21 protein-coding genes and 2 pseudogenes are annotated in these 25,304 nt (G+C 65.8%); 5 read left to right on the top strand and 18 right to left on the bottom strand.

What is annotated here, in order from left to right; translation table 11 throughout:
- Positions 1-38 precede the first annotated feature (38 nt).
- The 7 genes from hslV to ACCQ03_RS03640 form a co-directional block, all read right to left on the bottom strand.
- Positions 39-590 (bottom strand): ATP-dependent protease subunit HslV, encoded by a 552-nt coding sequence (gene hslV / locus ACCQ03_RS03670; RefSeq protein ID WP_057677619.1) that lies wholly within the window; start codon positions 588-590, stop codon positions 39-41.
- A 388-nt stretch (positions 591-978) separates the two neighbouring features.
- Positions 979-1,896 (bottom strand): tyrosine recombinase XerC, encoded by a 918-nt coding sequence (gene xerC / locus ACCQ03_RS03665; RefSeq protein WP_057677620.1) that lies wholly within the window; start codon positions 1,894-1,896, stop codon positions 979-981.
- A 199-nt stretch (positions 1,897-2,095) separates the two neighbouring features.
- A complete protein-coding gene (locus ACCQ03_RS03660) occupies positions 2,096-2,767 on the bottom strand; it encodes a DUF484 family protein (RefSeq protein ID WP_017155425.1) in 672 nt (223 codons plus the stop codon).
- Positions 2,764-3,618 (bottom strand): diaminopimelate epimerase, encoded by an 855-nt coding sequence (dapF, locus tag ACCQ03_RS03655; RefSeq protein WP_057677621.1) that lies wholly within the window; start codon positions 3,616-3,618, stop codon positions 2,764-2,766. Before dapF ends, ACCQ03_RS03660 begins: the two co-directional genes overlap by 4 nt.
- A complete protein-coding gene (gene lptM / locus ACCQ03_RS03650) occupies positions 3,608-3,862 on the bottom strand; it encodes an LPS translocon maturation chaperone LptM (RefSeq protein WP_017155427.1) in 255 nt (84 codons plus the stop codon). Before lptM ends, dapF begins: the two co-directional genes overlap by 11 nt.
- Positions 3,863-3,918: 56 nt before the next feature.
- Positions 3,919-4,317, bottom strand: a complete 399-nt coding sequence (locus tag ACCQ03_RS03645; protein WP_003482768.1) for a YbaN family protein — start codon at positions 4,315-4,317, stop codon at positions 3,919-3,921.
- Positions 4,318-4,432: 115 nt separating this feature from the next.
- Positions 4,433-6,541 (bottom strand): S9 family peptidase, encoded by a 2,109-nt coding sequence (locus ACCQ03_RS03640; protein ID WP_209225767.1) that lies wholly within the window; start codon positions 6,539-6,541, stop codon positions 4,433-4,435.
- A 109-nt stretch (positions 6,542-6,650) separates the two neighbouring features.
- Here ACCQ03_RS03640 and ACCQ03_RS03635 point away from each other — a divergent pair, with 109 nt between their 5' ends.
- The gene (locus ACCQ03_RS03635) at positions 6,651-7,835 is read left to right on the top strand and encodes a pyridoxal phosphate-dependent aminotransferase (RefSeq protein WP_209225769.1); all 1,185 of its coding nucleotides are present in this window, start codon (positions 6,651-6,653) and stop codon (positions 7,833-7,835) included.
- A 289-nt stretch (positions 7,836-8,124) separates the two neighbouring features.
- Here ACCQ03_RS03635 and ACCQ03_RS03630 read toward each other — a convergent pair.
- From ACCQ03_RS03630 to ACCQ03_RS03620, 3 genes and pseudogenes are all read right to left on the bottom strand, one after another.
- Positions 8,125-8,367: pseudogene (locus ACCQ03_RS03630) on the bottom strand (P-loop NTPase family protein); the annotation flags it as partial.
- Between the two features lie 206 nt (positions 8,368-8,573).
- Complete coding sequence (locus tag ACCQ03_RS03625; RefSeq protein WP_057678793.1) at positions 8,574-10,667, bottom strand: prolyl oligopeptidase family serine peptidase; 2,094 nt, start codon at positions 10,665-10,667, stop codon at positions 8,574-8,576.
- A 67-nt stretch (positions 10,668-10,734) separates the two neighbouring features.
- Positions 10,735-11,046, bottom strand: a complete 312-nt coding sequence (locus ACCQ03_RS03620; RefSeq protein ID WP_057678792.1) for a hypothetical protein — start codon at positions 11,044-11,046, stop codon at positions 10,735-10,737.
- Positions 11,047-11,422: 376 nt separating this feature from the next.
- On the opposite strand from ACCQ03_RS03620, the gene ACCQ03_RS03615 reads away from it, so the two are divergent.
- The 3 genes and pseudogenes from ACCQ03_RS03615 (at position 11,423) to ACCQ03_RS03605 (ending at position 12,731) form a co-directional block, all read left to right on the top strand.
- Positions 11,423-11,992 carry a lipocalin family protein gene (locus ACCQ03_RS03615; RefSeq protein WP_017155433.1) on the top strand — a complete coding sequence of 190 codons (570 nt, stop codon included), beginning with the start codon at positions 11,423-11,425 and terminating at the stop codon, positions 11,990-11,992.
- A gap of 33 nt (positions 11,993-12,025) precedes the next feature.
- Entirely contained in the window at positions 12,026-12,367 is a 342-nt protein-coding gene (locus ACCQ03_RS03610) for a VOC family protein (protein ID WP_057661440.1), read from the top strand.
- Between the two features lie 84 nt (positions 12,368-12,451).
- Positions 12,452-12,731: pseudogene (locus ACCQ03_RS03605) on the top strand (hypothetical protein).
- 158 nt (positions 12,732-12,889) lie between these two features.
- On the opposite strand, the gene ACCQ03_RS03600 reads toward ACCQ03_RS03605, so the two are convergent.
- Positions 12,890-13,855: a helix-turn-helix transcriptional regulator gene (locus tag ACCQ03_RS03600; protein WP_005916857.1), complete on the bottom strand. Its 966-nt coding sequence runs from the start codon at positions 13,853-13,855 to the stop codon at positions 12,890-12,892.
- Positions 13,856-14,422: 567 nt separating this feature from the next.
- Between ACCQ03_RS03600 and ACCQ03_RS03595 the strand changes: the two genes are divergently transcribed.
- Positions 14,423-15,223 (top strand): DUF481 domain-containing protein, encoded by an 801-nt coding sequence (locus tag ACCQ03_RS03595; RefSeq protein WP_057678790.1) that lies wholly within the window; start codon positions 14,423-14,425, stop codon positions 15,221-15,223.
- Positions 15,224-15,605: 382 nt separating this feature from the next.
- Here the strand turns inward: ACCQ03_RS03595 and hemC are convergent, their stop codons facing one another.
- The 7 genes from hemC to ACCQ03_RS03560 all read right to left on the bottom strand — a co-directional run bounded on the left by hemC (position 15,606) and on the right by ACCQ03_RS03560 (position 25,153).
- Entirely contained in the window at positions 15,606-16,520 is a 915-nt protein-coding gene (gene hemC, locus ACCQ03_RS03590) for a hydroxymethylbilane synthase (protein WP_017155437.1), read from the bottom strand.
- 30 nt (positions 16,521-16,550) lie between these two features.
- The gene (locus ACCQ03_RS03585) at positions 16,551-17,288 is read right to left on the bottom strand and encodes a LytR/AlgR family response regulator transcription factor (RefSeq protein WP_017155438.1); all 738 of its coding nucleotides are present in this window, start codon (positions 17,286-17,288) and stop codon (positions 16,551-16,553) included.
- Positions 17,289-17,318: 30 nt separating this feature from the next.
- Positions 17,319-18,371: a sensor histidine kinase gene (locus tag ACCQ03_RS03580; RefSeq protein ID WP_057678789.1), complete on the bottom strand. Its 1,053-nt coding sequence runs from the start codon at positions 18,369-18,371 to the stop codon at positions 17,319-17,321.
- A 4-nt stretch (positions 18,372-18,375) separates the two neighbouring features.
- Positions 18,376-19,044, bottom strand: a complete 669-nt coding sequence (locus ACCQ03_RS03575; RefSeq protein ID WP_017159119.1) for an alpha/beta hydrolase — start codon at positions 19,042-19,044, stop codon at positions 18,376-18,378.
- 150 nt (positions 19,045-19,194) lie between these two features.
- Positions 19,195-21,093: a glucans biosynthesis glucosyltransferase MdoH gene (gene mdoH / locus ACCQ03_RS03570; protein ID WP_237377079.1), complete on the bottom strand. Its 1,899-nt coding sequence runs from the start codon at positions 21,091-21,093 to the stop codon at positions 19,195-19,197.
- A 1,262-nt stretch (positions 21,094-22,355) separates the two neighbouring features.
- Complete coding sequence (locus ACCQ03_RS03565) at positions 22,356-24,005, bottom strand: M28 family metallopeptidase (RefSeq protein ID WP_209225771.1); 1,650 nt, start codon at positions 24,003-24,005, stop codon at positions 22,356-22,358.
- 167 nt (positions 24,006-24,172) lie between these two features.
- The gene (locus ACCQ03_RS03560; RefSeq protein ID WP_057678785.1) at positions 24,173-25,153 is read right to left on the bottom strand and encodes a GGDEF domain-containing protein; all 981 of its coding nucleotides are present in this window, start codon (positions 25,151-25,153) and stop codon (positions 24,173-24,175) included.
- Positions 25,154-25,304 lie beyond the last annotated feature (151 nt).

Here is a 25,304-nt window from a genome sequence, read left to right as displayed (position 1 = left end):
CAAACCGCTGTTGCGATTCCCGATTCCCCACTCCCGATTCACAGCTCTTCGACCACCACGTTGCGATTGGTATAGATGCAGATATCGCCAGCGATATTGATCGCTTCGGTGGCGATGGTCTTGGCATCCAGCTCGGTGTGCGCCAGCAGTGCGCGCGCGGCCGACAAGGCGTACGAGCCGCCAGAGCCGATCGCGATGATGCCGTCTTCCGGTTCGATCACATCGCCGGTACCGCTGATGATCAGCGAGGTTTCCTTGTCGGCGACCGCGAGCAGCGCTTCAAGCTTGCCCAGGCGGCGCTCGGTGCGCCAATCCTTGGCCAGTTCCACTGCCGCGCGCGTCAGCTGGCCGTGCTTGTCGAGCTTGGCTTCGAACAATTCGAACAAGGTGAACGCATCGGCCGCCGCACCGGCGAAACCGGCCAGCACCTGACTCTCGCGCCCGAGCCGACGCACCTTGCGCGCATTGCCCTTCATGACCGTATGGCCAAGAGTGACCTGGCCATCGCCCGCGACGGCGACATGCCCACCCCGTCGAACCGAGATGATGGTGGTGGCGTGAACGATGTTGGGGTTCTGGCTAGGGTCCATGGATCCTCCGGGGGTTTCCAAGGAGGTGGGGACGCCCCTGCCGGGTTCAAGCACGCTGCGACCAGCCGCCGCAGGCAGGTGCGGCGGCGCTCACTTGCGAGACAGCCACACGGTTGCGCGCGACCATGCAGGTCCACCTGCCGCAACGCATTACGGGGATCGCATCAGCCCTAACGTCACCGTCCGCAAACCATGCGCAACGCGCAAGCCGCGCTTGCGCACGTACCCTCACCCCAACCCCTCTCCCGGCGGGAGAGGGACGATCAGCGCGGTCGGAAGTGGCCGATGCACTGGATGCGTGCAGTAGCTTGCTGCGTCTGTGGCGCTACCTGATGCACCGCACCGCGATGCTTCCTGCTTCCTGCGTGCCGGCTTGATTGCCTAGCACTCACTCTGCAGCCTTCTTGCGCCTGGCACGCGGATGCGCAGCATCGTAGACCTTGGCCAAGTGCTGGAAATCCAGATGCGTGTAGATCTGGGTGGTGGCGATATCCGAATGGCCCAGCAATTCCTGCACGCCGCGCAGATCGCCGGACGATTCCAGGATATGGCTGGCAAAACTATGGCGCAGCATATGCGGATGCACGTCCTTGAACATGCCCTGGCGCACGGCCAGTTGCTTGATGCGGATCTGCACTGCACGTTGCGAAATCGCACCGCCGGCGCGGCCAGGGAAGACGTGGCTGTCGGCACTTGCACCACTGTCGCGCCGCCATTCGCGCAAGGCGGCGATTGCGTGCGAACCCACCGGCACCAGGCGCTGCTTGCTGCCTTTGCCGAGCACCATCACCAGGCCGCTGTCCAGGTCCAGGTCGCGCCAGCGTAATGCGCATAACTCGCTCAGGCGCAGCCCGGACGAATAGAACACTTCCAGCAGCGCGCGATCGCGCAGGCCTAGTGGCGCATCGGTTGGCACTTCCACCAGACGCACGGCTTCGTCGGCATCCAGCACTTGCGGCAACTTGCGCGGGGCTTTGGGCGCACGCAGCGCCGCCGCCGGGCTGGCCGAAATGCGGCCATGCTTGAGCAACCAGGCGTAATAACTGCGGCATGCCGACAGACGGCGCTGCAGGCTCTTTGCCGACAGCCCGCGTCGATGCTCTGCCGCAACGAATTGCCGCAAATGCGCACTATCGAACTGTGCAGGATCGCCAGGCACTGCAGCGTCCTGCGCGCCATCTGCGGTCGTCTGCTCAGCTGCCCAGGCAACCAGGGCAGCAAGATCGCGCCGATACGCATCCAGTGTGTGCGCCGATACTTGCCGCTCGACCTGCAGGTGCGTCAGGAACTCGTCGATCGATGACATGTCAGCGTTCCCGATGACGCGGCGTGATTGCCGTCATCTGCTTGCGCAGACAAGTGTGCAGCCAGCATGCGGACTGCGCGCCCTGCGGTTGCAGACAGCACAGACAACCAACTGCCAGCACTTCACCCTCCCCGCCGCGGAAGCAGCGCCGCCACCAGCGGCCCCATGTCGCCAACGTCGGTACGCGCAGCCATGGGCCTCACGCGTCGAAGCGTTGCAGTGCCACGCTCAGCGATTCGCCCATCATGCGCAGGAACAGCGTGCCCATGCCGGGATAGAACCGGTTGGCATCGCTGCTGCCCACCGCGATCAGGCCGATGCCCGGCAGCGGCAGCAACGCGGTGGATTGCACCTGCCCTGCCTGTGCGCCGTAAAGCAGCGCGTGCTTTTCCGCTTGCAGGCGGCCACAAATGGGCTCGCCATCGTGAAGGCAATCGCGGAACGGGGCCAGGCGTGCATCGTCGATTGCAATGATCTGCAGCCAGTCCGCGTCCAGCGCATCGACAGGCGTGAGCAACACCAGCCGCACCAGTTCGCCGTTGAAATCTTCGGCCAGCGAGGCCGCCATCGCCTTGAGCGTGTCGGCCGCGCTGGTCTGGCGCATCAACGCAAGCGTGAGTTGATGCGTGCGCACCGCCAGCCGCTCGTTTTCCTGCGCATTGCTGCCGAGTTCGTGCAGGCGGCGCGACAGTTCGCGGTTCTTGTCGCGTAGCACTTCCAGCTGGTAGGTGGCCAACGAAGCAGTGGGGCCGTCGTCGCGCGGCACCAGCAAGCTCACCGCCAGATCCGGGAACTGCTTGAGGAAGGTCGGGTGACGTCGCAGCCACGTGGCCACGTCGTGCGCGCCGAATTTGTCCGTGTTCTCGCTCATCGGTTCCACTCTCCATCGAAGACGAACACAGCCGGGCCGGACATCACCACCTGCTCCTGCTCGCCGGGCCAACGAATGCGTAAATCGCCACCGGGCAAGGACACCTGCACATCGCGCTCGACACGGCCGCGCTGCATCAACACCACCGCGGCCGCACAGGCGCCACTCCCACAAGCCAGCGTTTCGCCCACCCCGCGCTCGAACACGCGCAGGCGCACATGCGCAGGGTCGACCACCTGCACGAAGCCCACATTGACCGAATCGGGAAACGCCGCGTTCTGCTGCAGCAGCGCGCCCACCCGTTCCACCGGCGCTGCATCGACGCGACCGACTTCGACCACCGCGTGCGGGTTGCCCATCGACACCGCGCCAAAGCGCACGGTCTCGCCGTGCACCGGCAGCGCATATTCGTCGCGCGCATGCGCAAAGCCGGCCAGCGGAATCTGGGTGGGCTCGAATTGCGGGATACCCATCGCCACCGCGGAGCGGTCGCCGTCGAGGCGCTCGACCGCGTGCGCGGTCACTGGGCTGTCGATGATGAAGCGCTCGCCCTGGGCAGTGCCGTCGCGCACCAGCCAGGCGGCGACACAACGCGCGCCATTGCCGCATTGGCGCGCGGCCGAGCCGTCCGAATTCCAGATGCCGTAGGCTGCCACGGCACCTTCGCTGCGCGGCGCTTCGATGGTCAGGATTTGATCGCAGCCCACCCCGAAGTGGCGGTCGGCCAGCTGCGATGCCAGTGCGGCATCCGGTGGCGGCGTACCGTCGCGCAGGTCCAGCACCACGAAGTCGTTGCCGGCGCCATGCATTTTGGTGAAACGCAGACGCCCGCTGCGACCGTCAGCGCTCATTGCCGCTGCTAGCGGGCTGGTCGGTGGTGGAAGCGGGCTTGGTGTCGCCATCCACCGGCGCAGGCGTGGATTGGTCCAGCGGTTGCGACGCATCCGCCGGCTGCGGCTGCGGCACCGGCTGGGCTTCCACCGGCACCGGCTTTTGCGGCATCACCAGCGGGCCCTTGTTGCCGCAGGCGGCAAGCAGGACAAAGGTCGCACCAACCAGTGCGAGGCGAACAGACGGTCGGGACATGATGCTCATGGGCCGAAGTATAGCCAGAACACCGTTATGGCCGTGCGCTCGCTGGCGCGCTGCGTTCAGTGCGCGCCCGGCAGCGGGCGCGGCGGTGGCTCGGGGCGCAACCACAGCCAGATCGCCACCACGGCCATGCTGCCGATCGACAGGCACTTGACCCAGAACACCGGCACGCACCACAGCATGATCGCGGCGCAGACCGTCATGGTCAGCGTCGCCATCCACTTGGCCTTGCGGCTGACTGCACGATAGGTCTGCCATTCCACGATCGCCGGGCCGAAGCGCGGATGCGACAGCAGCCAGTTGTGCAGGCGCTCGGAGCCATGCGAGGCCGCCCAGGCAGAGATCAGAATAAAGACCGTCGTCGGCAGCCCCGGGACGAAGATCCCGACGATGCCGGTGGCCAGGCTGGCGTAGGCCAGCAACCACCAGGCCCAGCGGAATCGAGTCGGTCGCGTCATGCGCAAATGATACGGCCAGCGCTGCGGTTTGGTGAGTCGGCCCTGCAGCGATGCCGGCCCACGCCGTCCGCTCCAACCAATCCCGCATCCCGACTCCCCAATCCCGGTCTTCTAGCTACTTCACGCCCAACTGGTCCAGCACGAACGCATACGATTCGGCCAGCTCGCGGTAGCGGCGGAAGCGACCGGATTTGCCGCCATGCCCGGCTTCCATATTGATGCGGAACACGATCGGCTGGGTGCCGGTGTTGTCGTCGCGCAGCTTGGCCACCCACTTGGCCGGCTCCCAGTACTGCACCTGCGAATCCCACAGGCCGGTGCCCACGAACAGCGCCGGGTACGCCTGCTTGCGCACATTGTCGTAAGGCGAATACGACAGCATGTAGTCGTAGTAATCCTTGGTTTCCGGGTTGCCCCACTCGTCGTATTCGTTGGTGGTCAGCGGAATGCTGGCGTCGAGCATGGTGGTGACCACATCGACAAACGGCACCTGCGCGACCATCACCCGATAGTCCTCCGGCGCCATATTGGCCACCGCGCCCATCAGCAGGCCGCCCGCGCTGCCGCCGGATGCGGCAACCCGGTCCTTGGCAGCGTAGCCCTGCGCGACCAGGCCACGGGTCACATCGATGAAGTCGTTGAAGGTGTTCTTCTTGTGCAGCAGCTTGCCGTCGTCGTACCACTGCCGACCCATTTCCTGGCCGCCGCGGATGTGCGCGATGGCGTATACCACGCCGCGATCCAGCAAGCTGATCGCCGGCAAATTGAATGCCGGGTCCATCGACATGCCGTAACTGCCATACGCGTACTGAAACAGCGCTGCGCTGCTGTCCTTCTTGAAGCCTTTTTTGTACACCAGCGACACCGGCACCTTGACCCCATCGCGCGCCGTCACCCACACGCGCTCGGTCACGTACTTGCTGGCGTCGTAGCCGAGCACCGGTTGCTGCTTGAGCAACCTGCGCTCGCCGGTCTGCGTATTGAGCTCGTAGGTAGTCGCCGGCGTGGTCAGCGAGGTGTAGCTGTAACGCAGCCAGGGGGTGTCTGGCTCGGAGTTGACCGAAAGCCCCATCGAATAGGCCGGTTCATCGGCCTTGACGTACTCATGGCTGCCCTCGCGCTTGAGCAAGCGCACACGCTCCAGTCCGCCGGAACGCTCTTCGATGGCGGTGAAGCCGTCGAACAACGCGAAGTTTTCGATGTAGACATTGTCCTCGTGCGCTACCCAATCGGTCCACTGCGTGCGTGTGCTCGCATCGGTGGGCGCAGTGACCAGCTTGAAGTTCTTGGCGCCGTCGGCATTGGTGCGAATCACCCAGCGGCCATCGAAATGATCTGCGTGGTACTCCACGTCGCGCTCGCGTTTAGCCAGCACCTTGAAGCTGTCCGGCTTGGCGGCCAGCGCATAGCGGGTTTCCGAAGAGACCGTGCTTTCGACCTCGATGGTGATGTACTTGTCGTCGCGGGTGCGGCCGATGCCCATGTAGAAGCTGTCGTCCTTCTCTTCGTACACCAGCACATCGTCCTTGGACGGCGTGCCGAGCACATGCTTTTTCACGCGCACGGTGAGCAGCGTTTCCGGATCGTTTTCGACATAGAACAGCGTCTTGTTGTCGTCGGCCCATACCACATTGGCCGAGACGCCTTCCACGGTGTCCGGATAGAGTTCGCCAGTCTCCAGGTTCTTGAAGCGGATGGTGTATTGCCGGCGGCCAACGGCATCGTCGGCCCAGGCGAGGATGCGATTGTCCTGGCTCACCGTAGCATCGCCCACGCTGAAGTAGCCCTTGCCCTGCGCCATCTTGTTGACATCGAGCAGGATTTCTTCCGGCGCCTCCATGCTGCCCTTGCGGCGCGCCTGGATCGGATAATCCTTGCCGGTTTCGAACCGCGTGTAATACCAATAGCCGCGCTCGCGGTACGGCACGCTGGCATCGTCCTGCTTGATGCGCCCGACGATCTCGGCATACAGCGCTTCTTCCAATGGTTTCAGCGGCGCCATCACCTTGTCGGTGTAGGCATTCTCGGCGTTGAGATACGCCAGCATCGCCTTGTCTTCGCGCTTGTCGTCGCGCAACCAGTAATAGTCGTCGTTGCGGGTCGCACCGAACGGCGCCTTGACCACATGCGGGCGTTTGGCGACCTCTGGCGGCGACGGAAGGGCGGCGAAGGCAGGGGATGTGGTCATCAGGCTGGCGATCAGAAGAGTGAGGACGGGCTTCATCAGATTGGGGTCCGTTGGATGAACGCAATGCCATCCCAGCGCCCGAGTGTGGAAGAGCCCGTCGCCGAGCGTCATGTGTCCTAGGTCATGCTGGTCTATCATCGAACCAATGGATTGCTCACTTCCGTACGCAGGCGGCTATAGCCGCCGCAGCCAGGACATCGCCCCGTTTCATGTCATGTCGCTGCTGGCACGCGCCAACGCGCTCGAACAGGCCGGCCACGACGTGATCCACCTGGAAATCGGCGAGCCCGATTTCACCACTGCCGCGCCGATCGTCGCTGCCGGCCAGGCGGCGTTGGCAGCCGGCCACACCCGCTACACCGCCGCACGCGGGCTGCCGGCGCTGCGCGAGGCGATTGCCGGCTTCTATGCGCAGCGTTATGGCTGCCGCGTCGACCCTGAGCGCATCCTGGTCACGCCCGGCGGTTCGGGCGCGTTGCTGCTGGCCAGCAGCCTGTTGGTAGACCCAGGCAAGCACTGGCTGCTTGCCGACCCGGGCTACCCCTGCAACCGCCACTTTCTGCGTCTGGTCGAAGGCGCCGCGCAATTGGTTCCGGTCGGCCCGGACAGCGATTATCAATTGACTCCTGCGCTGGTGGAGCGCGCCTGGAATGCCGACAGCGTGGGCGCCCTGGTGGCCTCGCCGGCAAACCCCACCGGCAGCGTGCTGTCGCGCACGCAACTGGCTGCGCTTTCGCAGACGTTGCATGCGCGCGGTGGCCATCTGGTGGTGGACGAGATCTATCACGGCCTGACCTACGGCCTGGACGCCCACAGCGTGCTGGAGGTGGACGACAGCGCCTTCGTCTTGAACAGTTTTTCCAAGTACTTCGGCATGACCGGCTGGCGGCTGGGCTGGCTGATCGCACCGCCCGACGCGGTGCCGGAACTGGAAAAGCTCGCGCAGAATCTGTACATCAGCGCCTCGACGATTGCCCAGCACGCCGCACTGGCCTGCTTTACGCCCGAGAACATCGCCATCTTCGAAGCGCGCCGCGTCGAATTCCAGCAGCGTCGCGATTACCTGCTACCAGCCTTGCGGGCGCTGGGATTCGACATTGCCGTCGAACCGCAAGGCGCGTTCTACCTCTACGCCGACATCAGCCGGTTTTCTGAAGATGCGCAGGCGTTTTGCGCGCATTTTCTGGAAAGCGAGCATGTTGCGTTTACGCCAGGGATCGATTTCGGCCACTACCGCGCCAACCAGCATGTACGCATTGCCTACACCCAAAGCCTGCCGCGGTTGGAACAGGCGGTGGAACGGATTGCGCGTGGGTTGACGCGGCTGTAGGTCGTCATCGCGTCTGCGCAACTTACCCCTGGCAGGGTCCTGACCGGAGCACCGCATCGTTTGCCTGAAAGACCGCGCGCAAAGTCGTCTAAGTGCGCCAGTCGGGGCGCTGCAATCGTTCGACGCGATAGAACCGGTCGATAGCGCTTGTCGTGCGCAATGCGATTGTCGGCAAGGCCACAGCCTCGATCAACCTCGACAGTTCTGTTTGTTTACGACGTTCAACGATCGCAATATGGCGCAGCATTGCCCAGGTGACCTGATTCTTGCCGCCTTCCAGCGCACCGTAACGGTAAGACTCGCACCAGCTTCGCCTCAGATAGCGCAGCACGCTGACGATGGTTGGAACATCCAACACGATAACGCCGGTGGCACGCGCCAGACGCTGCGCAAGACAGCCGAGATAGTTGCCGTCCATCACCCACCGCTCCTTGGCGATTGCGGTGCAGTGGAGTGCCATGAAGTCCTGCCTGGGCCGAGGTGTCCAGGCGGTATTGGGCAGGTGATGCAACTGATCCAGATGCACCGGCACGCAATCACGCGCCTACGCGATCGCCTGCGCCATCGTGGATTTGCCGCTATTGGAAGGCCCGAGAATGCAGATCCGTGGACCGAGATCATCCAGTTGCATTGCGCCGCTCCAGACACTGCCAATGCCACTCATCGCAAACGCTCCGGCCCGCTGTGCAATGCCAGCGGGCCGGTATCGATCAACGCAGTGCACCCGTTACTGATGACTCAGTCGGCCAAGCGCTCCCACAGGAAGCTGTAGGCCAGCGCGGCCATATGCGCGGCCTGCGCGTTATTGGCCGCACCACCATGGCCGCCTTCGATGTTCTCGTAGTAGGTCACGTCCTTGCCGGCCTCGATCATCTTGGCGGCCATCTTGCGCGCGTGGCCGGGATGCACGCGGTCGTCGCGCGTGGAGGTCAGGAAGATCACCGGTGGGTAGGTCTTCTTCGGGTCGAACAGGTGGTACGGCGAGAAGGTCTGGATGAAGGTCCAGTCGTCGGTGTCCGGGTCGCCGTACTCGGCCATCCACGAGGCGCCGGCCAGCAGGTGGCTGTAGCGCTTCATGTCCAGCAGCGGCACCTGCACGACCACCGCGCCGAACAGTTCCGGATACTGGGTGAGCATGTTGCCGGTCATCAGGCCGCCATTGCTGCCGCCCTGCACGCCCAGATGCTTGGTCGAGGTGATCTTGCGCGCCACCAGATCCTTGGCCACCGCGGCCATGTCTTCATACGCCTTGTGGCGGTTCTGCTTGAGCGCGGCCTGGTGCCAGCGCGGGCCGTATTCGCCACCGCCGCGGATATTGGCCACCACGTAGACGCCGCCCTTCTCAAGCCACGCGCGTCCCAGGCCACCGGAGTAATTGGGCGTCATCGAAATCTCGAAACCGCCGTAGCCGTACAGCAGGGTCGGCGCGCTGCCATCGAGCTTCAAGGCCTTCGGGCGTACCAGGAAATACGGCACGCGGGTGCCGTCCTTGCTGGTGGCGAAGTGCTGCTCGATGGTGTCCTTGCCGGCATCGAAGAACGCCGGCATGGTCTTGAGCGGCTGCGGCGCAGCGCCCACCTCCACCCACGACAAGGTGGTGGGGGTCAGGTAATCGGTGACGGTGAGCCACAGCGCGTCACTGTCGTCGCTGTCCACCGCACCGACATCCACCGTGCCGAAGCTCGGCGCACCGACGAATGCGCTCTTTTTCCAGCCATCGCGCGAAGGCGTGATCACGCTCAGACGGTTCTTGACGTCGTCGAGCACGTTCAACACCAGATGCGACTTGGTCCACGCCATGCCGGCCAGCGAGGTGGTGTCGGTGGGCTCGAACAACACATCGAAGTTGCGCTTGCCGGCCATGAAATCGTCAAAACGCGTGGCCAGCAAGGTGCCGGGCTTGTAGGTCTTGCCGCCTACCGTCCACGGTTCGCGCAGCTCCAGCGTCAGCCACTGGCGCTTGACCGACTTGCTGGCCGAATTGGGCACGTCCACCTTGACCAGCGTGCCGTCGGCGCCCTTGAGATACAGCTCGTCGTTGTAGAAGGCCAGCGTGCGGCTGACGAAATCGCGCTCGAAGCCGGGGGTGTCGTCATGCATGGCCGCGATGTACATATCGGTCGGCTTGCCTTCGTACACCACGCTCGCGGCAGTCAGTGGCGTGCCGCGCTTCCATTGCTTGGCAATACGCGGGTAGCCGGAGCTGGTCATGCTGCCGGCGCCGAAATCGGTGAACACGTAGACGGTGTCCCGGTCGATCCAGCCCAGCCCGCCCTTGGACTCGGGGCGGAAAAAGCCGTCCTTGACCCATTGCTTGCTGACCAGATCGAACTCGCGCGTGACATCGGCATCGGCACCGCCGCGCGACAATGCGATCAGGCAGCGCTGGTAGTCCGGGCGCAGGCAGTCGGCACCGTGCCACACCCAGTTTTCGCCTTCGGCCTTGTTGAGCGCATCCAGGTCCAGCACCGTTTCCCACTTGGGCGAAGCCTTGCGGTACTCGTCCAGCGTGGTGCGCCGCCACAGGCCGCGCTCGTGCTGCTTGTCCTTCCAGAAGTTGTAGTAGAACGCGCCGATCTTCTGCACGCCGGGAATCTTGGCGTCCGAATCCAGCACCTCGCGGATGCTGGTTTCCATCTGCTTGAACGCCGGCGTGCTGGCCAGGCGCGCCTCGGTCTTGGCATTTTGGGCCTTGACCCAGTCCAGCGGCTTGGCGCCGGTGACATCTTCCAGCCAGGCGTAGGGATCGTTGGACACGGGGGGTTCCTCTGCAGAGACAGCGCCAGCGGTGATCAGGCCGGCAACCAGGCAGATCGAGGCGAACTTGGACATGAATGTTTCCGGAAACACGAATGCCCGGAACGTAGCACAGCGCCCCACCGGCCAACCCTGCCGAAGGTCAGGCTGCGCGCGCCTGTGTCGCCGTACGCGAAGCACTGCGCCGGCGCTGGGCCTGCGGGCCACGCCGCCGGGGCGCAACACGGCGCGCGCCACGCGCTGCCAAAGACGGCAGGGCAAACCGGTGCAGGCTCCACCATGCCAGCATCGGCATGCCGACCAGCCACAGCGGCAACCAGCCGATCCACTCGCTGCTGCCGCGCGCGGCCGGCCAGACCAGCACCAGGGCCAGCCCGGCCAGGGCGAGCTGCCGCACCGGGCGCAGCACACGCGGGTCGGGACGTTCGGAACGGGAAGCAGGGCGATGCGACATGGCGGCACTCCGTGGCAGGAAGGATCACAACAGGCGCGCAGGATTGCCGCAGCCCATCTCACAGGCTGCGACCTTGACGCGGGCATCTGCGGGGCGCGGTTCGGGCGCCTGCCCAAGCGCGTCACGGGCCTCCACGCGTGCTGCTGCCCCCTGCGACGTCGGCGCCCGGCAACCCGCACGCGGCACAGGGCCGAGGCAACGTGGCGGAGCCAGCCGGCCGCGGCGCCAGCGCCTGATCCAGACCCGCAAGCCGGCCCCGGCCGCCCGGCGTCTGCCGCAGATTCCCCGGCCGCCGATGCCAGGCCCGACCGTTGACGCGAACTTGCCCCCTGCATGCGGTAGTGTGCTGCTCCGATTGCCTCTTTGTGATGTTGCGATGCGCCTGACCGTTACGATCGCCCTCGCTTTTCTGCTCGTCCTCGGCCTGCCCGTGGCGCATGCCAAGGACACGCCCGCCACGGAGCCGGCAATCGATTTGTCCAAGATCATGGGCACCTGGTACGTGATTGCGCGCATGCCCAACGCGGTCGAGCGTGGCCACGTCACCAGCCGCGACGAATACACCCTGGTCGAAGACGGCAAGGTGGCGGTGCGCTATCTGTACCGCGACGGGTTCGGCGAGCCGGAAAAGGAAGTCAATGCGCGCGCCTCGGTGGATGCCGACAGCGGCAACCGCGACTGGCGGGTGTGGTTCTACAAGGTCATCCCGGCCAAGCAGCGCATTCTGGAAATCGCCCCCGACGGCTCATGGATGCTGATCTCCTACCCCGGCCGCGACCTGGCCTGGATCTTCTCGCGCAAGCCGGACATGAGCCGCGACCAGTACCGCATGCTGGTCAACAAGATGCGCGACGACTATTCCATCTATACCGACAAACTCAAGCGGGTGCCGCAGCTGCGCGAGCAGGTGGACCGCCTGGGCTTCGAAGTGCCGAACAAGCGTTAGCGCGATCGAACGTCATCCCCCGGGAGGTATGGCATGAAGGTCCAGTACTTGGAGATCGTGACACACGACCTGGAGGCGGTCTGCGCCGCCTATGCGGTGCAGGGCGCGCAATTCGGCGAGCCGGTGCCCGAACTGGGCAACGCCCGCACCGCAAACCTGGCGGGCGGCGGCATCGTCGGTGTTCGCGCACCTTTGCGCGAGTCGGAACGGCCTGTTGTTCGCCCATACTGGCGCGTCGAAGACATCGAGTCGGCGGTTTCGGCCATCGTGGAGGCAGGCGGCACGGTCGCAGTCCCACCGATGGAACTTCCCGGCCGGGGTCGATGTGCCATCTACCTGCTCGGTGGAAACGATCACGGCCTATGGCAGCTCTAGCGCCTGTGATCGTGTCTGTCGCGCGGCCTGACAATGCGTCCAGGCCGACGCCGCTTCGCGGCTAACGCAGGTGTCAGGGGCCCCATGCCGGAACAGGCGACCGCTGGCAGCAGAGGCCTAGTCGTTCGAGTCGGCACGCGTGTCCAAGTCCTGCATCTCCACCATTCCACTGTCTGCCACCTGCCGCAGCTGGAACGAGATCGACTTTTCTCGATGGTCGGCGACACATTCGAGGTTTACGAGGTGGATCGGTGGGGACAGGCCTGGACTAGAGAAGCAGTGGCATCAGGGTGAGGATCTGGTTGACTCCCACTCCTTGGGCTTGGAGCCGCAGCAGATGCTCGCGGTGCAGGATGGGGCCTGACGCGTGATAAGGACGAACCCGCTTCGCAACTTGGCTTGATTCAGGCCTTGGGCCTGGCCGACCGCATCTGCGCCGACCAGGCCCGATGCGTCTTCCAGACGCGTGCACGTGCCTGCCGCGACCGCGGCCCTGCTCACTGCGTCATCTGTCTGCCAGGCTCAGTCGTAATTGCTCAGCGCCAGCGACAACAACGCCTTGGCCTGCTCGCGCAGCGACATGGGCTCGACAATCTCTGCGTCCGAGCCGTAGTGCAGCACGTCCATCAGCAGTTCGCGCGAGTTGCTGTAGGGCAACTTGAGCTCGTAGCGGCCATCGGGCAGAAAGCGGCCCTGCTGCTTGGAATGCCAATGTTCGTCGGCGACCCAGCGCGCGGCCTTGGAACTGAACACGATGGTCGCCCACCCCTTGGGCGCCCCGGAAAAAATGCCGTAGCTGGCGGCAAGCTGCTCGTCCAGTTCGCTGTCGGGCACATCGCGCGGCGCCGCATCGAGCAGACGCGCGTGGTTGATGCGGTCCACCGCAAAGCTGCGCACGCCGTCGCGCCCGTGATCCCACGCGTCCAGATACCAGTTGTCGCGGTAATGGGTAATGCGTTGCGGCGACACCGTCCGCTTGGTCGATTCGTCGGTGGAACGCGCACGGTAGTCGAAGCTCAGCTGCTTGCGCTCCAGCACGCCGGAGGCCACGGTGCGGAAGCTGGCTTCGTCCAGCTTGCGGCCGCGGTGTGGAATGACCCGCACCCGATCCACCGGCCATTGCGAGACGCCGGCCTGCGCAGCCAGCAGTCCTTCGATGCGCTGCTGCAGCGGTGCCAGCATCGAAGACAACACTCCGCCGCCAGTGCGCGCGAGCAGCTGTTGCGAGGCCAGCAGCGCGTGCAGTTCTTCCGAACTCAGCCACAGGCCGGGCAATTCGAAGCGGTCGCTTTCGCCGGAAAGATAGCGAAAGCCCGATTCGCCGTCGCCTTCCACCGGTGCCATCAGCGCGTCGCGCAGAAACGCCAGATCGCGATAGACAGTGGCACGGGAACAGCTCAGCTCATCCTGCAGCCGCGCCACCGTGACAGGGTAGCGTGCCGATTTGAGCAAGCGATGCAGGGAGTTGATGCGTTCGTAGCGGTCCATGGGCCGATTATGTCCGAGTCTTTGCGCGGTGGGGTGAGCATCGCGCTGCGACGGTAGACCGACAGCGGCAAGCGTCTGGGGATGTGCGACCCAGCGTCTGTTGGGTCGGTCGCAACTTCACAGCGTGCCGGCGCGGCGCGAGTGTTCACCAGGCCCTTGGTTGGAAGGCACTGCCGGCAGCACCTGCACGCGGCGCAGTCGGGTCGCTCGGGCTCCTGCCCCGCAGCGGGCCGCAAGCCCCGATGACATCGCCAGGCCGTCTGCCATGCGCACGCGCGCCCAGGCAGGTGGCTGCGGCTTACGCCAGGCACAGCGCAGAGCCACCCTTTATTTCGCTACAACGCGACCTCGCAGGTCACCGATCACTCCAATCGCTTGGGCCACATCGCCGACCGTCCTCGGATCGGCGTCGCGGTGGCGCCATCGCAGGAGCGGAACCGGCCCAGGCCGCTTGCGGCGTCCCAACCGGCAATGAAGCGGATATTCACTTGGCGATTACGTCACCGCACAGTCCGTTATCATGAAATCGCTTCCACCCCCTCTCCCGCCTTGCAAAGCGAGCTGCCCATGTCCCGCCGTGTCCCGTTGTCTGCCCTGTTGCCGCTGATGTTGATCACGCCCTCCGTCTGGGCCCAGGCAGTCGCACCGGCGCCGACAGACCCGGCCGCCGTGGTGCTGCCGTCGCCGTGGAGCGGCAGCAGCGGCGAGCTCGGCTACGCAGCGGCGCATGGCAACAGCACCACCGACAGCCTCAACGGCCGCGTACGCCTGCGCTACACCGACGGCGACTGGATCCATAGCCTGGATGCCACCGCGTTGCGCTCGAGCTCGGAGTACACCAACACCAACGACGACGGCAGCACCACGCGCGAGCGCCAGACCACCGCCGAGCGTTACACCGGCAGCGTCGGCAGCGCCCTGCAGCTGGGCGAACACCGTCAGCTCACTGCCACCGGCCGCTACGAACACGACGACTTCGCCACCTACGACCGCCTGGCCACCTTCGGTATCGGCTATGGCACGCGCCTGATCGACGCCGACCGCTTCTATCTGGATGCGCAGGTGGGCCCGGGTGTGCGCCGCGCGCACAACAGCGACGAAGACCGTAACGAAACCGGCCTGATCGGCCGCGGCCTGTTCGACCTGAAGTATACCGTCACCGACAATACCGATCTGATCAACACGCTGTTGGTGGAATCGGGCGAGTACAACACCTATGCGCAAAACGATTTCGGCGTGCAGGTCAGCATGAACTCGCACTTTGCGTTGAAGGCGGCGTGGCAGATGCGTCACAACAGCGACGTCAGCGACGGCGACAAGAAGACCGACACGCTGACCACGGTCAATCTGGTCTACACGTTCAAGTAAGCCGTGCCAGCGGCGTTGCCGCACCAACGCACTGCGCCGGTGACTGACGACGTACCGCGCACTTGCACGGGCGGCGCCGGCCGCGAGGGGCTTTCCCGATAAAGCCGCTCGCGGCCAGGTCCGCTCCTACGAACAGCGTAATCTTTGCAGGGCAGGCCCGCGACGTGGCGGTCAATCGGGCCATACGTTCGACAACCCAACCGCGCCCTGTAGGAGCGGCGCCCGCCGGATAGATCTACCCGGGCCGGCGGTCGATCGGTCAGAGGCTCGAATCCGCAACCGCAGCTTGTAGGAGCGGACCTGGCCGCGAAGGGCTTTCCCGATAACGCCTCTTGCGGCCAGGTCCGCTCCTACGAGGCAGGTGCCTGTTTCCAGACCCGGATTACAGCTCGGCCAGCAGCTGCGCGGCGCCCTTGTCGAACAGGCCTTGCGCAACGCGGCGGCCGAGGTCTTCGGTCGCTTCGGCGCTGCCGTGCGCCTCGGCGTGGATCAGGCGGCCGTCGCTGGCGCTGCCGACCATGCCCTGCAGGAACAAACCCTGCCCTTCCCAGCGCGCGAAGGCGGCCACCGGCACATGGCAGCTGCCGTGCAGGGCGCGATTCATGGCCCGCTCGGCTTCCACGCAGGCACGCGTGCGGCCGGCATCCAGCACCGACAGCAGGCGGTGGATGCGTGCGTCATCGCCACGGCATTCCACCGCCACCGCGCCTTGCGCAGGCGCCGGCAACCATTCCGGCGCGTCCAGCCGCGCGCTGATGCGCGCTTCCAACCCCAGCCGCTGCAGGCCGGCGCAGGCCAGCACGATGGCGTCGTAGCCGCCGTTGTCGAGCTTGGCCAGCCGCGTGTTGACGTTGCCGCGCAGGTCGATCAATTCCAGGTCCGGGCGCGCGGCACGCAACTGCGCCTGGCGACGCAACGAGGAGGTGCCCACGCGCGCGCCCAGCGGCAGCGCCTGCAGGCTGGCATAGAGATTGGACACCAGCGCATCGGCCGGGTCGCCACGCTCCAGGATGGCCGGCAGCACGAACGGGGCATCCAGTTCCATCGGCACGTCCTTGAGCGAATGCACGGCGCAATCGGCTTCGCCGCGCAACATCGCCAACTCCAGCTCCTTCAGGAACAGGCCCTTGCCGCCGATCGCCGCGAGCGAACGGTCCAGCACTTCGTCGCCGCGGGTGCTCATCGGCACCAGCACCACCTCCAGGCCGGGATGGTGCTGACGCAGCGCGGCGGCGACGTGTTCGCTCTGCCAGAGGGCAAGCGGGCTTTTGCGGGTGGCGATACGGAGCGTGGTCATGCCGGCATTATCGCGGAGCCGGCACCGAACTCACAGTTGACGTAATTGATCGCGCAGGTTGGCCACGCAGCGACGACTCACTTCCAGGGTCTGCGGCACGTTGCGCAGCACCGCATGGACCTGGCCATCGCCGCTGCGGCGCAGTTCCACCAGTTCATCGCGGGCCACCAGGCAATTGCGATGGATGCGCACCAGGCGGTCGGCGAATTCGTCTTCGAGCGATTTCAGCGACTCTTCGATCAAGTCCTCGCCGCGCGTGTGATGGACGATGACGTACTTCTCTTCGGCCTGCAGGTAGCGAATGTCGCCGATGGCGATCAGCCGCAGGCTTCCGCGCAGGCGCGCGCACAGATGGGTGCGCAGCGGCCTGGGCGCGGTGCCGGGCACGCGGCCGGCCAGGAAGGTGGCGACTTTTTCCAGTGCAGATGCCAGGCGTTCCGGTCGCACCGGTTTCATCAGGTAATCCAGCGCGGCCGCGTCGAAGGCCGACAAGGCATGCTGGTCGTAGGCGGTGCAGAACACCACCGCCGGGGGCGGCTGGCGTTGCCGCAGCAGCCGCGCAGTTTCCAGGCCGTCGACGCCGGGCATGGCGATATCCAGCAGCACCAGATCCGGGCGCAGGTGTTCGCACTGCTGCAGCACTTGCTGGCCGTTTTCGGCCTCGCCGATCACCTCGACCTGCGGATGCTCGCCCAGCAGCATGCGCAGGCGCTCGCGCGCCAGTGGCTCGTCATCGGCGATCAGCACCCGCACTTGCGTGGCCGTCATGGACTCCCCCTCGCTGCAGTGACTTTCCCCTCACGGCAGCGGCAATGTGATCTCGCAGGCATAGTAGCCTTCAGCCCAGCTGGCCGCCATCCGTGCCCCGGCGCCGAACTGGAACGCCAACCGGTGCGAGATGCTGGCCTGGGCATGCCCGGCGCCTGCCAGCAGCGGCAATTGGGTGCCGGGCTGCGGCGCGGGGTTGACGATGCGGATCTGCAGCTGGTTGCCGCGCTGACGCAGCGACAGGTACAGCGTACCGCCTTCGGGCATGCGCGAAACGCCATGCAGTACCGCATTTTCGACCAGCGGCTGCAGCACCAGCCGCGGCATCGGCAATTCCCACGGCAACGGTTCCTGGCGGTGCCAGCGCACTTGCAGGCGCTCGCCCAGGCGCAGCGATTCGATCGCCAGATAGCGTTCGGCCAGTTCGCATTCGGCACGCAAGGTGGACACGCCCTCGCCGGCGCCCAGGGCGGCGCGGAACAGATCCGACAGGTCCAGCACTGCCTGCTCGGCCACCACCGGATCGCGCCGCAGCAGGCTGGCGATGAGGTTCATGCTGTTGAACAGGAAATGCGGGCGGATGCGCGCCTGCAGGGCATCGGCCTCGGCGCGCGCATTGGCCTGCACCTGCGCTTCCCAGCGGTCGCTGACATAGAAGTAGCGCAGCGCCAGCGCAGTGATCAGCACCACCGTGGCCGCACTGCCGAGCGTGAACCGCCAGAAGCCGACCCGCGTGCCCAGCGGTACCTGCCCGAGCGCCGCATACAGGCCATGCACGATGCCAGCACCGAGCATCGCCACCACGGCAGCGATCAGCAAGGCGCTCAGACCGCCCAGCCGTGGCGGCAATCGCGACAAGGTGGGGCGCAACACGCACAGCAGCACGGTGACCGCCAACGCCAGCCACAGCGCCAGGCCGCTGGCGGAGAGGAACCGCGACAACGTGATGCTGCGCGCGGCGCCGGCATCGGGGACCAAGGTCACCACCAGCACCACCAGCTCGGCCAGGCCCAGCATCGCGCCCAAACGCGGCAGCCGGCACAGGTCCGGCATCCAGGCGATCTGCGGTGCGCGCTGGGCCATGGGCTCAGGCAGCGGTGAAGCGTGCCTGCAGCCAGTCGCGCAAGGCCTCGATCTCTTCCAGGCAGACCTGGTGGCCCATCGGGTAGGTGTGCCAATCCAGTGCGAAGCCCAGCGTGCGCAAGGTCTGCATGCTGGCCTGGCCGGCCGCGAACGGCACCACCGGGTCGGCCGTGCCATGGGCCATGAACAGCGGTTGGCGCAGGGCAGCCGGCTGCAACTGGCTGGCGGCCGCGGCCGGATCCGGTAGATAGGTGGACATGGCGATCAGCCCGGCCAGCGGCACGCTGCGCTGCAGGCCAACGGCCAGGGTCACCGCGCCACCTTGCGAGAAGCCGGCCAGCAGGATGCGCTCCGGCGCGATGCCGCGACCCTGCTCATGGGCGATCAAGGCTTCGACCTGGGCTACCGATTCGGCGATGCCGGCCTTGTCGGCGCGCTGGGCGAAATCCATGCCGACGATGTCGTACCAGCCGCGCATGCGCATGCCGTTATTGATGGTGATCGGGCGGATCGGCGCATGCGGGAATACGAAGCGCAGCGCAGGCCACTGCGGGCGTACCAGCTCGGGCACCATCGGGGCGAAATCGCTGCCATCGGCGCCCAGGCCATGCAGCCACAGCACGCTCCATTGCGGGTTCGGTCCGGTCTCGCGTTCGATCACTTCCAGCATCATCCAGCTCCGCTTGCGGGCTGGGCATTATGCCTTGCGCGAGGGATGGGCCAGATCAGCTGGCGCCAGAGGCTCGAGGCCCGCCGATCGCCACCGGCCTGCCGCATGCGATGCCGCCACAGCGCCGGCCACCAGGCCAGCGCCGATGCACCCTCAGATCAGCGACGGTTCCAGCGCGGCGGCGCGCCGCAATTCGGAGGCACGCACCAGCACCTTGGGCGGGTCGAGCTCTTCGGGAATGCAGAAGATGCCGGCGCGGCGTAGCGCCATGCCGGTGCGACGCAGCGAGGTCAGCGCCACCACCGGGATCGACAACGCCATGCCGACGATCACCGGCCCCATCCAGGCGGCCAGCGCCGGCGAGACCGCGTAGGCCACCGCACCCATGAACAGGCCGAACACGGTCAGGCCGCCATAGCTGCGAAACAGCGCCGGCCACGACAGCTTGCCGTCGTCGCGCACCTGCGCATCCCAGCCCGAATCCTTGCCCGCCAGCACCTCGAACACACCGCGCGACTGCAGGTACATCACCACCGGCGCCATCAGGGCGGCCAGCACGGTCTCCAGCAGGATGCTTACTGCCGCGCGGAAAGCACCGCCGCAGGCGCGCAATTCGCGTGGGTTGAGCAGCAGCGCGATGTAGCCGAGCAGCTTGGGCGCCAGCAGCACGAACATGGTGCAGATGAAGATCCAGATCGCATTGCCCTGGCTGCTGCCGTGCCAGTAACGGGCGGGCGAGAACGGCAGGTCGCCGGCCAGGTCGATACCGCCGCCGGCCAGCGGAATGCCGATGCCGATCAGCATCAACAGGCCCCACATCGGTGCGGTGAAGTAATGCCCAATGCCGATCAGCATGTGCATGCGGCTGATCCAGTGCAGGCCCTTGGCGCTCACCACCTTGGCGTGCTGCAGGTTGCCCTGGCACCAGCGGCGGTCGCGGATCAGCAGGTCGGTCAGCGTGGGCGGGCCTTCTTCGTAGCTGCCCTGCAGGTACGGCACCATGTGCATGGCCCAACCGCCGCGCCGCATCAGCGCCGCTTCCACGAAGTCGTGGCTGAGCACATGCCCGCCGAACGGTTTGCGCCCGCGCAGCGAGGGCAGGCCGGCGTGATCGGCAAAGGCCTGGGTGCGGATGATGGCGTTGTGGCCCCAGTAGTTGCTTTCTGCGCCGTGCCACCAGGCCACGCCGAAGGCGATGATCGGCCCGTACACGCGCCCGCCGAACTGTTGCATGCGGGCGAACAGGGTCTGCCCGTTGACCACTGCCGGCAGGGTCTGGATCAGGCCCACGTCCGGGTTGTTTTCCATGCCGGCGACCAGCCGCACGATGGTGTCGCCGGTCATCACGCTGTCGGCGTCCAGGATCAGCATCTGCGGGTAGCTGCCGCCGAAGCGACGCACCCAGTCGGCCACGTTGCCGGCCTTGCGCGCGGCGTTGTCGGCACGGCGGCGGTAGAAAATGCGGCCGTGCCCGCCGACGCGATCGCACAACGCGTTGTAGACCAGCTCTTCGGCGCGGCCGATGTGCTCGCGGGTGGTGTCGCTGAGCACGAAGAAATCGAAATGCTCCAGCTGGCCGGTCTCGGCCACCGATTCGTAGATGGCCTGCAGGCCGGCCAGCAGGCGGCGCGGGTCTTCGTTGTAGGTGGGCATCAGCAACGCGGTGCGCGAGCGCAGCGTAGGCAGGGGCTGCTCCGGGTCGATGCCGAGCTTGCGGCCGGCGCGCGCCACCACGGTGACGAAGCCAGCCACGGCGCTGGCGAAGGACATGGCGATCCAGGCGAACAGCAACACGAACAGGCCGAGCAGGCAGCCTTCCAGCACGCTGATGCCGTCGGGCCACAGCACGCTGAGCATCACCCACACGGCGATGGCGGTGGTGGCGAAGGTGCCGCCGATCAAATAGAAGCGGCGCACGCCGATGCCGGGCGGCGACGTGCGCTGGTGGCGCACCTGCAGGCTACCTTCGCGCAGGTTCTGTTCGGGCATCGCCAACGGTGCTTCCGGCGGCAGCGTGGGCGTGCCGGCATCGAGGGCGGAAATGGAGGGCATTGCAGTCGTTGTCGGGGAAGGAGTCACGGTGCCGTCCATCAGGGCTGCCCGTCGCGCGAGGACGACAGGGCGGGCTGACACGGGAGGTCCATCCCCGCCATGCAGTGCGATGTTGCCTGGCACGCGGCCGAGCGGGCGAGCCCGACGGTGTACGACCAAGACGCTCTGAAACCACTCCGATGCACAAGTTCTCCTGGCTGCAATCTCACCTCGCAGCTCATCCTAAAGAATCGACCGTTAAAGGAACGAACGCCGCGTACGGTCTTCGCCCTCCCCCCATGAGGACCGCGCGGCAGACTACGCCGCACCGACCGAACGCAACCCCAACAGATTGCAGCCTAGCGCAGACGCTGTCACGGGCCGCTGGCCGGGCCATCCTGCAGGAGAGCTGCAATTGGTGTGCCATGGCGTGCAATCGGTTGCAGCGGCGGGGCATTGGCGTTGCGTCGTGCCGATGCGGTCAGCCGGTTGGGCAAGCGATCGGTTGGTCGCTGTGAATCGCTGAAGGCACCCTGGAATTCCAGACGTTGCGGTGGTCGGAGGTTCTCAAGGCCTGCGGCAACGGCGTGATTGGTCGAGCGTGCGGCGTCCTCGCTGCTCCAGGCAGTTGATCGATGGCCAGGAAAACGGCGCACCGCACGTGGCTTTTGTTTGCTGATGCAACCGCTTGATCGAGGCATCAATGAACGTCGTTGCAGGACTTGGGCTGGAGCGAGCGGGCGATACGTTGAAAACCCGACATGGAGCGCTTGCCCTTAGCGTACGCACCGACGACACGACTGGCCCTTGCCCGCCCACCGGCGCGGGACCCTTGGCGGCATGGACGCCGCCAAGGGGCTTACTAGGACGTAATTGCAATGTGTCCTGCGATCAATGCGTCCTGCGATGGTGGAAAGGCAAGGGCCCCGCAGCAACGCGCAGACTCGCCTGGTGACAACTTCACTCTTCGTCAACTAGCCACCTGAAGATGCCGAGCGTGTGTGCGGGCGCTCGGCGATCTTCAAGCCTGCATGTCGCGTGCGCAGTGCCCTCGCCGCGCGCGGACACGCGGTAAATCCAATCCTGAGGCGCGATGGCGACATCCATGCCGTAAGTGGCGAAGACATCGCACAGCACGTTCGCCGGTTGGTGTGACTGACAACCAGAAGCACGCGCCACGTGGCAGGCGAGGCTTTTTCAAAAGCGGCATGTCGCGATGGCACACGCCGCATTGCGACAGGGCAGCCGTCCTGGTCCTGGCGCAATGGCGGTGTGCGCCGGTCTTACTTGCGTGCCGCCGCGCTGGCATCGCGGGTGGCGCGGAACTCCGAATCCTGGCTCCAGTTCGGCCACTGGCGCGAGTCGGCCAGCTGCTGGCCCAGTGCATACAGCACGCCCAGATCGCGGGCGGCGCCGGCGAAGGTCCAATCCGGCTTCCATTCGTCGCCTTGCTGGTGATAACGCTTGGCGGTGTAGTCGTCGGCGGCCGCCTTTCCTGCCGCCACGCCGCCCACTTCCCAATCCTGGCCGGCTGCATACGACAGCGCCGGTACGCCGCGCTTGGCGAAGGAGAAGTGATCGGAACGGAAGAAATACCCGGCCTGCGGCTTGGGATCGGGCGTGTAACGCAGCTTGGATTGCGCGGCCACGCTCTTGAGTTGATCGAGCAGTTCGAGTTTCGCCGTGCCGTAGATGCCGAAGTCGCGCGAGGGCACGAACGGATTCATGCCGTCCATGTTGATCACCGCCACCGTGGTATCCAGCGGGTACAGCGGCTTGGAGGCGTAGAACTCCGAGCCCAGCAGGCCCTTTTCTTCAGCGGTGACGGCCAGGAACACCACCGAGCGCTCAGGCGTTGGTCCCTTGGCGAAACCACGCGCCAGCTCCAGCAGCGCGGCGGTGCCGCTGGCATTGTCCAATGCACCATTGAAGATGGTGTCGCCGCGTGCATCCGGCTTGCCCACGCCAATATGATCCCAGTGCGCGCTGTAGATCAGCGTCTCGTTCGGGTGTTTACTGCCTTCCAGCCGCGCCACCACGTTGTGCGAGGTGATCACGTCGGATTTGACCTGGTAGCTGGCGCTCAAACGTTGGTCCTTGAGCTCGACCGGCTTGAAATCGCGCGTCTGCGCCTGCTTCTTCAAGGTCTCGAAATCCAGGCCTGCGTGCTTGAACAGCTCGGTGGCCAGATCGCGCTGGATCCAGCCTTCCAGCGTGGGATGCGCGCTGCGCGGGTTGTCGCGCACCACGTCGAACATGGTGTTGGTGTTGGAGCTGGCCACCGTGTCCCAGCCGTAGGAGGCAGGCGCGGTTTCGTGCACCACCAGCACGCCGAGTGCGCCCTGGCGTGCGCCTTCTTCGTATTTGTAGGTCCAGCGGCCGTAGTAGGTCATGCCGGTGCCGTCGAAGTCGCCCTTGCCGGTTTCAAAGTCCGGGTCGTTGATCAGCACCACCGCGATCTTGCCCTTCAGGTCCACACCCTTGAAATCGTCCCAGTTGCGCTCGGGTGCCTTGACGCCGTAGCCGACGAACACCAGCGGCGCGTTGGCGATCTCCACCTTGGATGAGCCATCCAGCGCGGCACGGATGGCGATTTGCTTGCCTTGGGTCAGCGCTTGCGGCTTGCCGGCGTTCTGCACGGCAATGGTCGGCGTGCCGACGATATCGGCGCGCCGCAACGGCACCGCCTGGGTCCAGGCGCGCTTGCCATTGGCCAGATCGCCGCCCGGCAGCAGACCGGCTTCGGCGAACTGCTTGCTCAGGTAGGCAATGGTCTTTTCTTCACCGGCGGTGGCCGGGCCGCGGCCTTCATAGGCGTCGGAGGCCAGTTCCTTGACGTCGCGCGAGATGCGCGCGCCATCGAAACTTGGCGTGGCCGCCATCAGCGCGGTCGAGACCGCCATCGCCAGAAGTCCTACGGCAACTCGCTTCATTGCACACCCCAGATCTTGGATAGCCCTGGAGTGTAGCCAGCATCGCGTGCAAGCCGATAGCCGCAGCTGCGCCGATGCCTGCGATGCGAGTGCGACAAGTGCTGCAGAAGCGCCGTGTCTGCATCCACGGCAAACAGCTCTGGCCTGCTTCAGCGCCGCGCCGGCGCCTAGAACAGATCGATGCTGCCCACCGGTTGCGCAACCTGCTGCAAGTGCCCGCCGGCAATCAGCTCGGCATAGACCGCCGCGCGATTGCGGCCGTTCTGCTTGGCCCAGTACAGCGCCTTGTCGGCTTCGTCCAGCATTTCGCTGATCAGCCGGCCGTGGGTCAGTGCGACGATGCCGGTGCTGAGCGTGACCTGCCCCACTTGCGGGAACAGGTGCTCGGCCACGGCCAGGCGGAATCGCTCGAAAAGATGCACGGCCGTGTCGCGGTCCACGCCGCGCAACACGATCACGAACTCTTCGCCGCCGAAGCGGAACAGCAGGTCGTCCTGGCGAAACGCACGCTGCATCAGCTGCGCGACCAGCAGCAACACCTCGTCGCCATACAGATGCCCGAAGGTGTCGTTGACGCGCTTGAAGTGATCGATGTCCACGATGCCCAGCCACACGCCCTGCTCTGCGGCGGAGTCGGCCCCCCCGGCAAACAGCCGCAAGATCAGCTCGTCGAACGTCTTGCGGTTGCGCAGGCCGGTCAGCGCGTCGCGCTGGGCGTCGTCGAGCAGGCTGCGGTAGTTCTGGAAGAAGCGCGCAAAGCCCTGCAGCATCGCTTGCTCGGCCACGCCGGGAATACGCGTCCCGCCCACTCGCAGGCAGGTCCGGATGCCGCGCGCCTCCATCATCGGGTAGACCAGCAAGGCGCGGCCGTCTTCGTGCAGTTGCACCACATCGCCCGGCCCATGCACCTGGGCCAGCTGGATGCGCGTGCGCGCATCGTGGATCTCGGCCACCGTCAGCGCCAGCCGGCCGTCGTCGCGCAGGCGCGTTTCGGCGATGCTGTTGCTGTCCGGGGCGATGCGCAGCAGCGAAAGTTCTTCGGCCGCGCAGACCTCGCGCACGGTGCGCAACAGGCTCAGATCGAGCAGGTCCGCATCGCGGATGGCGGTCAGGTCCACCATCCGTTCCAGCAACGGCGTGTTGGTCATGGCTGCGCCCTCCGGCGGGCGGACACGAACCCGCAGTGCCGGGCTTGGCACGCAGGCACATATCTCGGGTTGAAACCCACTGGCATCACAGCGACGACCGGCAATGAGGATGCCGAATCATCGGCGTCGCCCGCCGGAACTTGAATTGGTT

It is taken from the genome of Xanthomonas sp. NCPPB 3569 (genome assembly GCF_041475645.2).
Taxonomy (GTDB): Bacteria; Pseudomonadota; Gammaproteobacteria; order Xanthomonadales; family Xanthomonadaceae; genus Xanthomonas; species Xanthomonas phaseoli.
This window is presented reverse-complemented; position numbering and strand designations above follow the sequence as displayed.

Excerpts from the sequence above, each read along its gene's own strand:
- mdoH (WP_237377079.1), bottom strand. The coding sequence starts at position 21,093 with ATGCCCTCCATTTCCGCCCTCGATGCCGGCACGCCCACGCTGCCGCCG.
- ACCQ03_RS03615 (WP_017155433.1), top strand. The coding sequence starts at position 11,423 with ATGCGCCTGACCGTTACGATCGCCCTCGCTTTTCTGCTCGTCCTCGGC.
- ACCQ03_RS03620 (WP_057678792.1), bottom strand. The coding sequence starts at position 11,046 with ATGTCGCATCGCCCTGCTTCCCGTTCCGAACGTCCCGACCCGCGTGTG.
- ACCQ03_RS03625 (WP_057678793.1), bottom strand. The coding sequence starts at position 10,667 with ATGTCCAAGTTCGCCTCGATCTGCCTGGTTGCCGGCCTGATCACCGCT.
- ACCQ03_RS03610 (WP_057661440.1), top strand. The coding sequence starts at position 12,026 with ATGAAGGTCCAGTACTTGGAGATCGTGACACACGACCTGGAGGCGGTC.
- ACCQ03_RS03560 (WP_057678785.1), bottom strand. The coding sequence starts at position 25,153 with ATGACCAACACGCCGTTGCTGGAACGGATGGTGGACCTGACCGCCATC.
- xerC (WP_057677620.1), bottom strand. The coding sequence starts at position 1,896 with ATGTCATCGATCGACGAGTTCCTGACGCACCTGCAGGTCGAGCGGCAA.
- ACCQ03_RS03585 (WP_017155438.1), bottom strand. The coding sequence starts at position 17,288 with ATGACGGCCACGCAAGTGCGGGTGCTGATCGCCGATGACGAGCCACTG.
- ACCQ03_RS03565 (WP_209225771.1), bottom strand. The coding sequence starts at position 24,005 with ATGAAGCGAGTTGCCGTAGGACTTCTGGCGATGGCGGTCTCGACCGCG.
- dapF (WP_057677621.1), bottom strand. The coding sequence starts at position 3,618 with ATGAGCGCTGACGGTCGCAGCGGGCGTCTGCGTTTCACCAAAATGCAT.
- ACCQ03_RS03580 (WP_057678789.1), bottom strand. The coding sequence starts at position 18,371 with ATGGCCCAGCGCGCACCGCAGATCGCCTGGATGCCGGACCTGTGCCGG.
- ACCQ03_RS03575 (WP_017159119.1), bottom strand. The coding sequence starts at position 19,044 with ATGATGCTGGAAGTGATCGAACGCGAGACCGGACCGAACCCGCAATGG.
- hemC (WP_017155437.1), bottom strand. The coding sequence starts at position 16,520 with ATGACCACGCTCCGTATCGCCACCCGCAAAAGCCCGCTTGCCCTCTGG.
- ACCQ03_RS03635 (WP_209225769.1), top strand. The coding sequence starts at position 6,651 with ATGGATTGCTCACTTCCGTACGCAGGCGGCTATAGCCGCCGCAGCCAG.
- ACCQ03_RS03595 (WP_057678790.1), top strand. The coding sequence starts at position 14,423 with ATGTCCCGCCGTGTCCCGTTGTCTGCCCTGTTGCCGCTGATGTTGATC.
- ACCQ03_RS03660 (WP_017155425.1), bottom strand. The coding sequence starts at position 2,767 with ATGAGCGAGAACACGGACAAATTCGGCGCGCACGACGTGGCCACGTGG.
- ACCQ03_RS03600 (WP_005916857.1), bottom strand. The coding sequence starts at position 13,855 with ATGGACCGCTACGAACGCATCAACTCCCTGCATCGCTTGCTCAAATCG.
- hslV (WP_057677619.1), bottom strand. The coding sequence starts at position 590 with ATGGACCCTAGCCAGAACCCCAACATCGTTCACGCCACCACCATCATC.
- lptM (WP_017155427.1), bottom strand. The coding sequence starts at position 3,862 with ATGAGCATCATGTCCCGACCGTCTGTTCGCCTCGCACTGGTTGGTGCG.
- ACCQ03_RS03640 (WP_209225767.1), bottom strand. The coding sequence starts at position 6,541 with ATGAAGCCCGTCCTCACTCTTCTGATCGCCAGCCTGATGACCACATCC.
- ACCQ03_RS03645 (WP_003482768.1), bottom strand. The coding sequence starts at position 4,317 with ATGACGCGACCGACTCGATTCCGCTGGGCCTGGTGGTTGCTGGCCTAC.